The organism is Clostridium sp. 10cd* (genome assembly GCF_044336395.1).
GTDB classification, from domain to species: domain Bacteria; phylum Bacillota_I; class Bacilli_A; order Erysipelotrichales; family Erysipelotrichaceae; genus Clostridium_AQ; species Clostridium_AQ innocuum.
The window spans coordinates 1,284,483-1,297,283 of sequence record NZ_CP172347.1 but is presented as its reverse complement, the minus strand read 5'-3'; the positions used below and the strand labels follow the sequence as shown (position 1 = coordinate 1,297,283).

General features: G+C 44.7%; 11 protein-coding genes, 1 CRISPR repeat array and 1 riboswitch. Of the genes, 3 read left to right on the top strand and 8 right to left on the bottom strand.

Translation table 11 applies throughout. From position 1 onward, the window contains the following. Positions 1-159: 159 nt before the first annotated feature. The 4 genes from ACG3M1_RS06360 to ACG3M1_RS06345 are packed head-to-tail and all read right to left on the bottom strand — an operon-like array spanning position 160 to position 2,864. Positions 160-1,257 (bottom strand): helicase RepA family protein, encoded by a 1,098-nt coding sequence (locus tag ACG3M1_RS06360; protein WP_395815043.1) that lies wholly within the window; start codon positions 1,255-1,257, stop codon positions 160-162. Beyond that, on the bottom strand, positions 1,247-1,582 hold the full coding sequence (locus tag ACG3M1_RS06355; protein WP_395815040.1) for a plasmid mobilization protein: 336 nt from the start codon (positions 1,580-1,582) through the stop codon (positions 1,247-1,249). Before ACG3M1_RS06355 ends, ACG3M1_RS06360 begins: the two co-directional genes overlap by 11 nt. A 1-nt stretch (position 1,583) precedes the next feature. After that, entirely contained in the window at positions 1,584-2,663 is a 1,080-nt protein-coding gene (locus ACG3M1_RS06350) for a tyrosine-type recombinase/integrase (RefSeq protein ID WP_395815037.1), read from the bottom strand. Further along, positions 2,664-2,864 (bottom strand): helix-turn-helix transcriptional regulator, encoded by a 201-nt coding sequence (locus tag ACG3M1_RS06345; protein ID WP_016304095.1) that lies wholly within the window; start codon positions 2,862-2,864, stop codon positions 2,664-2,666. A 174-nt stretch (positions 2,865-3,038) separates the two neighbouring features. Here ACG3M1_RS06345 and ACG3M1_RS06340 point away from each other — a divergent pair, with 174 nt between their 5' ends. Beyond that, the gene (locus tag ACG3M1_RS06340) at positions 3,039-3,566 is read left to right on the top strand and encodes a helix-turn-helix domain-containing protein (RefSeq protein ID WP_395815034.1); all 528 of its coding nucleotides are present in this window, start codon (positions 3,039-3,041) and stop codon (positions 3,564-3,566) included. A gap of 28 nt (positions 3,567-3,594) precedes the next feature. Next, positions 3,595-4,047 (top strand): GNAT family N-acetyltransferase, encoded by a 453-nt coding sequence (locus ACG3M1_RS06335; protein WP_395815031.1) that lies wholly within the window; start codon positions 3,595-3,597, stop codon positions 4,045-4,047. A gap of 376 nt (positions 4,048-4,423) precedes the next feature. Here ACG3M1_RS06335 and guaA read toward each other — a convergent pair whose 3' ends face one another. The 4 genes from guaA to ACG3M1_RS06315 form a co-directional block, all read right to left on the bottom strand. Further along, positions 4,424-5,965 (bottom strand): glutamine-hydrolyzing GMP synthase, encoded by a 1,542-nt coding sequence (gene guaA, locus ACG3M1_RS06330; RefSeq protein ID WP_009269538.1) that lies wholly within the window; start codon positions 5,963-5,965, stop codon positions 4,424-4,426. A gap of 122 nt (positions 5,966-6,087) precedes the next feature. Further along, entirely contained in the window at positions 6,088-7,422 is a 1,335-nt protein-coding gene (locus ACG3M1_RS06325; protein ID WP_008819218.1) for an NCS2 family permease, read from the bottom strand. 52 nt (positions 7,423-7,474) lie between these two features. Beyond that, positions 7,475-7,574, bottom strand: a riboswitch (purine riboswitch). Positions 7,575-7,641: 67 nt separating this feature from the next. Then, the gene (locus ACG3M1_RS06320; RefSeq protein ID WP_008819219.1) at positions 7,642-8,244 is read right to left on the bottom strand and encodes a Type 1 glutamine amidotransferase-like domain-containing protein; all 603 of its coding nucleotides are present in this window, start codon (positions 8,242-8,244) and stop codon (positions 7,642-7,644) included. After that, positions 8,241-9,410 carry an aminotransferase class I/II-fold pyridoxal phosphate-dependent enzyme gene (locus ACG3M1_RS06315; protein WP_008819220.1) on the bottom strand — a complete coding sequence of 390 codons (1,170 nt, stop codon included), beginning with the start codon at positions 9,408-9,410 and terminating at the stop codon, positions 8,241-8,243. Before ACG3M1_RS06315 ends, ACG3M1_RS06320 begins: the two co-directional genes overlap by 4 nt. Positions 9,411-9,775: 365 nt before the next feature. Further along, a CRISPR array of direct repeats spans positions 9,776-11,115; the repeat unit is 34 nt; unit sequence GTCAAGCTCTTTCGCGGAGCTTGTGGATCTAAAT. Between the two features lie 189 nt (positions 11,116-11,304). Between ACG3M1_RS06315 and ACG3M1_RS06310 the strand changes: the two genes are divergently transcribed. Further along, entirely contained in the window at positions 11,305-12,705 is a 1,401-nt protein-coding gene (locus tag ACG3M1_RS06310; RefSeq protein WP_008819221.1) for a glutamate synthase-related protein, read from the top strand. The last annotated feature ends 96 nt before the right edge of the window (positions 12,706-12,801 follow it).

Below are 12,801 nucleotides of genomic sequence, written 5' to 3'. Positions count from 1 at the left end.
AAATGCAACCTGCAAGCAGGTTTTGCGCTCTCCGAGGGGCAAGGGCGGCTTTTTGAAAAAAGCCCCCTGCACCCCGCAAAAACTTTATCCGTGACGGTTTGCGTCGATGTGACGGTTATTTCCGTACCGCACCCCGCTCCTAAAAATACCGTCACACCGTCACATACCGTCACGCTCCCCACGGTACAGCTTTATCATACGCCCCTCGTGGCACCGTTCACGTTTATAGAAGATGCCGTATTCGTTGAGTAAACGTCCCGACAGGACATTCAGTTTCCGTGCAAGGCTATTCGGCTGTAACTCTGTTTCCAGCCAAGCCGCAAGCTCCGTCGCCGTCCCCTTCCACAAGGGGCAATCGGCAGTAATTCTTTTATCTATTTCCTCAAGTAAAGGTTCTGGCGGCTCTTTCCAAAGTTCTGTTTCTGCCTTTTGAAAATCCCATAACAATGTTTCGGGATTGCGGAGAAGATAGAGTTTCTGCTCTTGCTGGTCTCTGCCCGACACTTCAAGCGTGGCGGCGTTGCCGATGCGTTTTTCTTTCTGCAGCAGGAACGCACCGTCAGCCGCACCGAGCAAGCCAGTAGTCCCCGAAATCATGTCAAACTTATCATCAGCCCCCTGCTTTCTGGTATGATGGACAATCAAGATACAGATGCCATAGCTGTCTGCAAACTGTTTCAGCCTTGTAATAACCTCATAGTCATTTGCGTAACTGTAATTATCCCCGCCGACTTCACGCACCTTTTGGAGGGTGTCAATAATAATCAGTCTTGTGTCTGTATGCTGTTTCATAAATTCCTGCAACTGTTCATCCAAACCATTGCCAAGATTACCCGCCGAAACAGAAAAGAATAAATTGTCTGCCCCGTCCGTGCCGAACATACGGTACAGCCTTTCCTGCAGGCGGCGGTAATCATCTTCAAGGGCAAGGTACAAGACCGTTCCTTTTCGGACGGGATATTCCCACAGCGGCACTCCCATACTGGTATGGTACGCAACCTGCGCTATAAGAAAGCTCTTGCCGACTTTTGGCGCGCCTGCGAAAAGATAAGTGCCAGGGTAGAGCAGACCGTCAATCAAAGGCGGCTTGCTCGGATATACAGAATCATACAATTCAGCCATAGATACAGTTTCAAGAGCTTTGCTATTGTTTTTCGGCGGGTAATTGGTTATACTGTTATTGTTTACATTAGGCGGTTGCTCCGTATCTGCGCCAACAGATACATTCGGGGCTGCCGTTTCTTTTTTATTCGCCATCTTCACACTCTCCTTTCAGACCGCCGAGGATAACAGCAATCAGCTCGATTGTGTCAAGCAATTCTTCATTTACACCCTCACCCGCTTCAATCCTCTGCAATTCTGCAAGGACGGCGGCAAGTTCATTGCGGAGTGCCTTATATACCCTCGGATTGCCCTGCACGACCACGTCTTTGCATAAGAGCCGCCTTGTGATATAGTCCTGCTTGGTAAGCCCCGAAAGCCGCACCGCTTTGTCAATCTGCTCATTTTCTTCCGGAGATGCCCGAAAGGCGACGGTCTTGTTCCTCCAACGGTTGCAGTTGTCTAAATTCTTTGCCGACATATCAAAAACCCCCTTTCCCTAAATCGTCCAGCCTGTCTGCCATTTCCGTCTGCTTTGACGGAAACAGGTGAGCATATCTATAAGTGATTTCTATGCTCTCATGCCCTACACGGTCAGCAATCGCCACCGCCGAGAAACCCATGTCAATCAATAAACTGATGTGGCTATGGCGCAAATCGTGAATCCGTATGCGTTTCACCCCTGCGGCTTTTGCGCCCCTGTCCATTTCGTGGTGGAGGTAACTCTTTGTCACCGTGAAAATGCGGTCTTTCTTTTTTAACCCATAAAGCATACTGATATACTCCTGCATTTCCTCACAGAGGAAGTTCGGCATTTTGATTGTGCGGTTGCTCTTTTTTGTTTTCGGAGAGGTAATCACGTCCTCCCCATGCAGGCGTTGGTAAGATTTGTTAATCGTGACCGTTTCCTTATCAAAATTGAAATCAGCGGCGGTTAAAGCTAATAATTCTCCCTCTCGGATTCCGCACCAGTAAAGCATCTGGAACGCATAATAGGAAACTGGCTTGTCCATCATTTCATCCGCAAACCTCTTATATTCCTCTTTTGTCCAGAACAGCATTTCCTTGTGTTCCTCGCTCCCCATGTTCCCCGCCTTTGCCGCAGGATTGGAGCGGAGGTCATAATACCGTACTGCATGGTTGAAGATAGCGGAAAGCTGGTTATGGACGGTTTTCAGATACGTCTGCGAATAGGGATTACGTTTTTCATCGCGGTAGGCAAGCAGCTCATTCTGCCATGCGATGATTTCTTTTGTGCCAATTTCGCTAATCTTCATCTTCCCAAAATACGGAATAATCTTCGTCCGAATGATATACTCCTTTGTCAGCCAAGTGTTCTCTTTCAGTCGGTTCTTTACATCATTCGCATAAAGTTCCGTAAATGCTTCAAAGTCCATGTCAAGGTCAGCAGAATTTTGCAACTGGAATTTCCGTTCCCATTCCTGCGCTTCCCTCTTTGTGGCAAATCCACGCTTACATTTCTGTTTCCGTTCCCCTTTCCAGTTCACATACCGAGCCATCACATACCATGTGCCGTTGCCCTCATTCTTAAATACTGGCATTTACTCCATCTCCTTTCCCTGTTTTTCTCCTGCCCCGTAAAACCTTTCTTGGAAATACTGGCGGTTGACTCTCCCTGCAATCGTGATAAACCCCTGCTCCTTCAGCTCGTCATTCAGTTTCTTGATGAGCTTGTAGGCGTAAGGCTTTGACACAGAAAGTTCCTGCGCCACCTCGTCCACACGGATAAATTTGTTGTCCATATAACCTCTCCTTTCTTGTTAAGCGTTTTTGCTTAATTCATAATACTAAACATTTTTGCTACTGTCAATAGGTTTGTAAGAAAATATTAAACTTTTTTGTTTTGCTTATGCTTGACTTTCTCTAAGCATATATGCTATACTCCTTATAAACATAAGCACAAGGAGTGAAACATTATGGCGATTGGTGAAAGAATACATTTTTTCCGCATCATGCGGGGCATGACACAGAAATACCTTGGTATGCTTGTCGGATTTCCCGAACGGAGCGCAGACGTGCGGCTGGCACAGTACGAAACTGGCTCACGAAAGCCAAAGGCAGACTTGACGGCTGCACTGGCGCAGGCTCTCGATGTTGCGCCGCAGGCTCTGGAAATACCCGACATTGACAGTTACATCGGGCTTATGCACACCTTGTTTGCCCTTGAAGATATTTACGGTCTTACCGTCAGCGAAACAGACGGTGAAGTCTGCTTAAAAGTCAACAAAGACAAAAGCAAAGATACCGCCGAACTGATGAAAATGCTCTGCGCTTGGCAGGAACAGGCTGCAAAGCTCTCTGCAGAGGAAATCAGCAAGGAAGATTACGACCAGTGGCGGTACAATTACCCGAAGTTTGACACCACGCAGCATTGGGTGAAAGTCCCCTCTAAAGAATTGGGCGATGCCTTAGTTGAAGCGGTCAAAGACAAGCTGCCAGAATAACAAAGCCAGATTGGAAGGTGTAAATAACGTGATTATCAGAGAATACCACCCCTCGGACTGTAAATACTTAGCGGAGCTGTTTTATCAGACTGTCCATTCCATAAATGTCAAAGACTATACAGACGAACAGTTAAATGTCTGGGCAACTGGCAATGTAAACATAAATGAATGGAATCAATCCTTATCCGAACATTTCTCGCTTGTTGCCATAAAAGGCGGCATTATAGCAGGGTTTGGCGATATTGACAAAACAGGCTACCTTGACAGACTTTATGTCCACAAAGACTGTCAAAGCCAAGGGATTGCCACCTCTATCTGCGATAAACTGGAACATGCTTTTGAGGTAAGCAAAATAACCACACATGCTTCCATCACTGCAAAGCCGTTCTTTCTTCACAGGGGATATAACACAATTAAGGAACAACAGGTAATCAGGTCAAATATCCCCTTGACGAATTACATTATGGAAAAAATACTTTAACCATCACCCCCATTCATCAATTAAAAAGCACGACAAAAACGCCCTTAGCCATGAGTTCCTACCCACAGCTAAGGGCGTTTTAATATGGATTCGTTCAGAGCCAAGCGGAGTTTGGACAATATATGCGATGAATGTTTACATTCAAGAGCATATATTGGCAAAACGCCATTTGGCGGATACGCCACAACTCGGAAATATGTAATATTTCCGAGTATGGCTCTGAACATTAGCCAGCCACTTCTCAATCATTCCCCACCAACAAACCACTTGACAGTAAGAATAATCGCACTCAAACGACTGTTATCAATTTGTTATCAAAAGACCTTTTGAAATGCCGCAAACCCGCATAAACGCTGGATTTACTAAGCATTTTTGTTTATTCGAACTCAATCGTCCCTGGAGGCTTGCTCGTAATATCATACACTACCCGATTCACATGCTTCACCTCATTCACAATACGATTGCTGATAACATCCAGCACCTCATACGGAATTTTTGCCCAATCCGCCGTCATTCCGTCAATCGAAGTCACCGCACGGATAGCCACCGCATAATCATATGTACGTTGATCCCCCATAACACCAACGGAACGCATATTCGTCAGACACGTAAAATACTGCCAAATCTCCTTCTGCAGCCCTGCTTTCGCAACTTCCTCACGCAGAATCAGATCAGAATCCCGAACGATTTCCAGCTTCTCCTCTGTAATATCGCCCAGCACACGGATACCCAAGCCAGGACCCGGGAACGGCTGCCGCCAAACCATCTCATCAGGCAATCCCAGCTCCGTACCCAATGCACGCACCTCATCCTTAAACAGCGTATTCAACGGCTCAATCAGCTTGAACTGCATATCCTCAGGCAACCCACCAACATTGTGATGTGACTTAATCGTCTGTGCTGTCTTTGTCCCCGACTCAATGACATCCGTATACAGCGTACCCTGTGCCAGCCACTTGATATCCTCACCTGAAGTCAGCTTCTTCACTTCCTCATCAAAGGTATACACAAATTCATTTCCGATGATTTTACGCTTCTTCTCCGGATCACTCACACCGGCCAGCTTACTCAGGAAACGCTCCTTTGCATCAATTTTCACCAGATTGATATTCATCTCGCGCCCGAATGTCTCCATAACGCTTTCCGCCTCGCCTTTACGCAGCAAGCCGTGATCAATAAACATACAAATCAGCTGATCCCCGATCGCCTTATGCAGCAGTGCCGCAACAACAGAGGAATCCACGCCTCCGCTCAATCCCAACAGCACCTTGTCTGTACCGACAGTCTTGCGAATCTTCTCAATTTCCATATCAATGAAGCTGTGCATAGACCAATCATTCTTCGCCTTGCAGACCTCAAAAACAAAATTTTTCAGTATCTCGTTTCCATACTCGGAATGACGTACCTCCGGATGGAACTGCAGCGTATAAATATTCTTCTCTATATTGCTAGTAGCCGCAAATGTACAGGTATCACTGTACGCATCCTTCACAAAGCCATCAGCCAGTGTATCCACCTGATCACCATGACTCATCCAAACAATCTGCTTTTCCGGCAGTCCTTTGAAAATCGGAGAATCCGTCTCAACCGTAATCTCTGTTCTTCCATATTCCTTTGCTTCACAAGCCTTCACACTTCCGCCATTCATAAAATGTGTCATCTGCATACCATAACAGATACCAAGAATAGGAATACCGGATTCAAAAATTGCAGAATCGCATTTAAACGCTTCCTCATCATATACACTGTTTGGTCCACCAGAGAAAATGATTCCCCGGACATCCTTCAGTGCCAGAATTTCTTCCAGTGTCATCGTGTGCGGGTGCAATTCAGAATAAACACCAAACTCACGAATACGACGTGCTATCAGCTGGTTATACTGACTTCCGAAGTCAAGTACGATAATTTTATCAGCCATGAATGTATCCTCCTTATTAAGAAGCCGATACCATAGCGAATATGTATAGTATCGGCGTCGTTGAAATACTAAGATTTCCGTGTATTATAATATCATTATTTTTCTGATTTTAAAATCTTTTTCTACATAAATTGCGGCAGTGCGAAGTAGATTAGGAAAATCACCATCAATACCCACACCGTGATATGTACTTCCTTTGTTTTACCGGCAGCCGTCATTGCAATCGCATAGGCAATAAATCCAAACGCAATCCCATTGGAAATGGAATATGTCAGAATCATCATAAGAACAGTAATGAATCCGGCTGTCGCATAAACCATGTTATCCCATTCGATTTCCTTCAGCTGCTGCGCCATCAGAATACCCACAACAACAAGAGCAGGAGCCGTAACCGCATTTGTTACCGCAGATAACACGATGGGTGAAAACAGAATGGATACAAAGAACAGTATACCCGTCGTACATGCAGTTAAACCGGTTCTACCGCCAACCTCAACACCGGAAGTTGATTCCACAAAGGAGGTAACCGTAGAAGTTCCTAACGCAGCACCTGCAACAGTACCTACTGCATCCGCAACAAGTGCACGCTCCACATTCTCCAGCTCACCCTTTTCATTCACCAGACCGATTCGGTTCGCAACAGCAACCAGCGTACCGGCAGTATCAAAGAAATCCACAAACAGAAAGGAGAAAATCACAACAAACGCATTCAACGGATTCGCGAACAGCTCACCGAAACCATCCATAAAAGAACCTGCCGCATTCAGATGAAAATTCATTTCGAAGAATGTATCAGGCAATGCCGGCATTCCCTTTAAACCAAATGCTGCACCGCAGACAATTCCAATCACCGCAGTAATCACCATTCCGACAAAAACAGCAGCCGGTACCTTCTTAACAAGCAAAGCGATGGTCAGCAGAATACCGAAGAGTGCAAGCAACACCTGTGGATCCGCAAAATTACCGATTGTCACAAAGGTAGATGCACTCCCTGCGACAATTCCTGCATTTTTCAATCCAACAAAAGCGATAAAGAAACCGATACCGGCACCAATTGCCATCTTCAGCTGCTTTGGAATTGCATTGATAATCGCCTTACGAATACCGGTAACAGAAATCACGATGAAAATCAAACCGGAAATGAATACGCCAGCCAATGCAGCCTGCCAGCTCATCCCCATCTGCCCGCAGATCGTGTAGGCGAATAATGCATTTACCCCCATACCGGCAGCAAGCGCAACCGGATAGTTCGCCACCAATCCCATAACGATAGAGGCAAAGCCTGCAGAAATAGCTGTTGCCATAAAAACAGATGCGCGATCCATACCTGCATCATGCAGAATAGACGGGTTTACCCCAAGAATATAGGCCATTGCCAGAAAGGTTGTAATACCGGCAATTACCTCGGTTTTCACAGAAGTCTGCTTCACGTTCAATTTGAATAATTTTTCTAACATAATTCCCTCTTTTCTGTCTCCCAAAACAAAAAAACACCGCAACCCGCAGTATTCGTATATAAGCTTCCATCGTAGTCTGAAATTGGTTTTCAGGTAGAAACGCTTTCACCATCATGTCGAAAGTATATACGATGTTTCTATAGACTTGTACATTATAGACAAAAATGAAACAATTTGCAAGTAATATTACCCGAAGATCTGATAAAAGAAAAAGATTCTTCACTCGAGGAAAAATCTCTTTTCATCCGTAACTACATAAGCACACTGATCCGCACAGCCGATAGCCGGCAAATTCTGTTTCCTGCATACCATATCGAAGGATTTACGTTCTTCCTTCTGATAATGTGGACAGAACGCTCCTTCGATCATACCCATACCATTCACAAGTTCAAATGTGTCTGATGCGATGTTGCTGTAGCCATATTCAAAGAGAGCATTCGCCCCGGCACTGATTCCGCAGATAACGATTCCCTGCTGGGATAGCTCCTTTAAAAGCAAATCCAGCTTTCTCTGTTTCAGCTGCTTCATGAGAAACACGGTATCGCCTGCCCCAAGATATATCATATCCTGTGAACGGAATTTCTTATATATTTCTTCATTACTCAGCTTTGTATGCAGCAGACGCAAAGCTTCGACCTGACAGCCAAGGCTGCGGTAATATTGCTTGAAGCGTTTCGCATAGCCCTGATCGTCTCTGCTTGCTAGCGGAATAAACAATACATGTGGTTGTGTTTTTCCACACCTGGAAATCGCATAGGTGTCGATTGACATTGTTTCCTGCTTTTGAAAGCTTCCGCCGCCGATTGCAATCAGTGTTTTCATTTCAGAAAGAACCGGCTTTCCTTTAAAGCCTGCAATGCCTGTTCGATAACTTCATCACTTTGAACAAGTGCAATTCGTACAAAGCCCTCACCATATGCTCCAAAAGAACTGCCAGGAGTCACCAGCATTCCGCTGCATTTTAACAGGTTTAAAGCGAATTCTTCACTGCTTCCATAGCCTTCCGGTATCTGTGCCCATAAGAACATGGTACTCTTGCATGAAGCGATGTGCCAGCCTGCAGCTGCAGCGCCAGCAACAATACGATTTCTTCTTCTCTGGTAGGTTTCACGGGTTTCCTTCACAATGCTCTGGTCTTGCGTTAAAGCTGCGATTGCGGCTTTTTGAATAGGTAAAAACATACCGTAATCAATATTACTTTTCAGTTTTCTCAGAATACCGACGATTTCCGCATTACCCACACATATTCCAATACGTGCTCCAGCCATGCCATAGGTTTTACTAAAGGAATTAAATTCGATACCAATATCCTTTGCACCCGCATAATATAAGAAGCTTTTTCCTTCCTCTCCATCAAACACAAGATTGCTGTAGGCTGTATCGTGAATGACGATAATATCATGTGCCTTTGCAAATTGAATTAATTCTTCATAAAAGCTATCTGGAGCCGTAGCGCCTGTTGGATTATTCGGATAGGATATAATCATCATCTTAGCCTTTTCTGCTATTTCTTCAGGAATTGCATCGAATTGAATCAGATAATCATATTCTTTCAGCATCGGCATTTCATATAACTCTGCCCCTGCTATTTTCGGTCCATTCGCAAAGATAGGGTAGCTGGGAGCAGGGATGAGAACAATATCACCCTCATCACATAGTGCCAATGCGACATGTGCAAGTCCTTCCTGAGATCCCTGCAGAGACAGTATCTCTGTTTCTGTATCCAATTCTACCTGATATCGTTTTCTGTACCAGGCTTGTATTGTTTCTTTTAATTCTTTTGTATCATGAAGTGAATACATATAGCTTTCCGGCTGCTGTGCAGCAGTGATTAGTGCATCCATGACCTCCTTACTTGGTGCTATGTTAGGGGATCCTATTGTAAAGTCATACACGGCTTTCCCACTAGCCAGCATGTTTTGTTTTTCTTCATCAAGCCTGCTGAAAACACCTTCCGCAAGTAAATCCATTCGTTTGGAAAATTTCATATTCTCCCTCTTTCCTGATATTTCATATTTCTCTCATTATAAAAGAAAAGACCGGTCCCTTCAATAGCTGATGGGTGAATTTCACAACCTTCGTATGGTGTACACTAACAGATTCTAAAAACTGACCTCAATTACATTTTTGTTTAGCACTTTGTAAAGTTTCTGTTATAATAAAAGTAGAGATATCATATCCACTCACATGTTCTTTGCGCGAACCCCAAGCTCACATGATTTTCCAGGGAGGTTCGCGCCACATAATTGTGTTTTAAAACAAAATGTAACAATTTACAATAAAAGTACGATAGATAATTAAATGTAAATAATATTTTTTGTTACATTCGGAGTGGTTTATCACAAATCTCGCAGTCAAGCTCTTTCGCGGAGCTTGTGGATCTAAATAGCAGTGGTTAGAACAAGGTCTAATTAAAATAGGGTCAAGCTCTTTCGCGGAGCTTGTGGATCTAAATCTTTAAGCGCTGTTACTAATACGAACGCTTATATGTCAAGCTCTTTCGCGGAGCTTGTGGATCTAAATAATCGTCGAGAACTCCGCAAAGATGGGGTTACCTGTCAAGCTCTTTCGCGGAGCTTGTGGATCTAAATCCTATTACTGTATTTATCTACTTTAAAGGTTAAAAAGTCAAGCTCTTTCGCGGAGCTTGTGGATCTAAATATGGTCGTTATGGGAAATAAATCCATATGATAGGTCAAGCTCTTTCGCGGAGCTTGTGGATCTAAATTCCTTAATTATAACAGAAGAATGATTTAATGTCAAGTCAAGCTCTTTCGCGGAGCTTGTGGATCTAAATGCTTTTATACCTACGTAAATATATAAATTGCTTATTGTCAAGCTCTTTCGCGGAGCTTGTGGATCTAAATGTGGAAGATTGCGGAGGGATGATTGATGCTGATGGTCAAGCTCTTTCGCGGAGCTTGTGGATCTAAATGGCTATATGACGAATTATAAGGCTGTACAGCGCAAAGTCAAGCTCTTTCGCGGAGCTTGTGGATCTAAATTACTTTCCAGCAATCTAGGTGCGTATCATGTATATGTCAAGCTCTTTCGCGGAGCTTGTGGATCTAAATCGACGCTGGTGTAACAGCAGTGAATGAATACCTAGGTCAAGCTCTTTCGCGGAGCTTGTGGATCTAAATTGTTTTTAAAACCGGCATGAATTCCATAGATGGATTCGGTCAAGCTCTTTCGCGGAGCTTGTGGATCTAAATCACGAAGTCGTCAGACGGTATCTGGTCTATGCACCCGTCAAGCTCTTTCGCGGAGCTTGTGGATCTAAATTTCTCACAGTATCGTATACAGTTGTGATACATTCCGTCAAGCTCTTTCGCGGAGCTTGTGGATCTAAATCCTCCAGTTCCACATGGATACCACCTTTCTCCTGTCAAGCTCTTTCGCGGAGCTTGTGGATCTAAATCTAAAAACAATAAGTTATTTACGTATCCATATGGTCAAGCTCTTTCGCGGAGCTTGTGGATCTAAATCTCATTGTTGCGGTCACCCTATGGACATTATAGGAAGTCAAGCTCTTTCGCGGAGCTTGTGGATCTAAATAACGGTGCGTCATGGTCATTGACCTTCGATACGGTCAAGCTCTTTCGCGGAGCTTGTGGATCTAAATACTTTGTTGTATTTTATCTTTTCCGAAAAATACGGTCAAGCTCTTTCGCGGAGCTTGTTGATCTAAATTTCCAGCCTTTATCGACAGTATGATTGAATTGTCCGCCAAGCTCTTTTTCAGAGCTTGGCGATCAAACAGCACAGTACAGATTTTGCATTCCTCCACACTACTTCCCATCCAATACCATTTGCAATCTCTCTCTAAACAGCGTACAATAAACACATAAAGTAAACGCTTACAGGAAGGGGATTTTTTATATGAAATATGTATGCGAAATATGCGGCTACATGTATGATGAAGCTGTTGAAGGCACCTCCTGGGTCAACCTTGATAGCACATGGAAATGCCCGCTATGCACCGCTCCAAAGGAATGCTTTAAAAAAGTAGCATCAGAGGAAGACGCGTCAGCTACATCCAAAAGCAACGATGCCACCTCCCTTGCCATACAGAAAAATGCCAAAAAGGAAGACATCCTGGAAACCAGCATGTCCCTCATTCATGAAATGGCTATTCACAACGCCAGCCGTATCGAAGCAATGCGCACACACAAATCCGTACCAGGATGGGACGACATCCTGCTATTAGGAGGACAACTCGCTCACCCGCCACTTGCTGATAAAGCTGATGTTGATACAACAACCATCATTGGGAAAAATGCACGCAGGCCAATGGTTCTTAATCATGCCGTCTACGTATCCCACATGTCCTTCGGCGCCCTCTCCAAAGAAGCCAAAACTGCACTGGCAAAAGGAACAGCAGCCGTACATACCGCGCAATGCAGCGGAGAAGGCGGCATCCTCCCGGATGAAATCGATCATGCCTACAAATACATTTTTGAATATGTTCCCAACAAATACAGTGTCACCGATGAAAACCTGAAACGCAGTGATGCAATCGAAATCAAAATCGGCCAGGGATCAAAACCAGGCATGGGCGGTCATCTTCCTGCAGAAAAAGTCACTGAGGAAATATCCGCCATACGTGGAAAGCCACTGCATCAGGACATCATTTCCCCATCGAAATTTGAAGAAATCAAAACAAAGGACGATTTAAAGCAGCTGGTCACCTCTCTCAGAGAACGCAGTGACGGACGTCCGATCGGTATAAAAATCGCAGCCGGGCATATCGAAACAGATCTGGAATGGATAGCATATGCACAGCCTGACTTCATTACCATTGACGGCCGCGGTGGCGCAACTGGAGCATCTCCAAAATACCTGAAAGACAACTCTACAGTGCCTACCGTATATGCCCTGGCCCGCGCCCGCGCATACATGAATCAGCACCATATGACACAGGAGCTCATCATTACCGGAGGCTTTCGTACAAGTGGAGAAATGATCAAGGCACTGGCAATGGGAGCGGATGCCATCGCAATAGCAAGTGCTGCCATGATAGCAATCGGCTGTCAGCAGTACCGTATCTGCCACAATGGAAAATGCCCGATGGGCATTGCCACGCAAGATCCTGAGCTACGCAAGAATTTTTCCATAGACAAAGGGGCGAAACGCCTGGAAAACTATCTGCATGTACTACGGGAGGAATTGAAATCCTTCGCAAGAATCAGCGGACACACCTGTATTCACGACCTCAGCAGGGAAGATCTCTGCACAACCAGCTCAGAAATATCCAATCATACCGGCATTCCGCACTGCTAAGTCACAATACCCTACTCTCTTATTTGAAATTGAACCGCATTAAAACGAGCAGACTTCGTATCCTCAACAAATACAGTCTGCTCGTTTTTCTTTTCT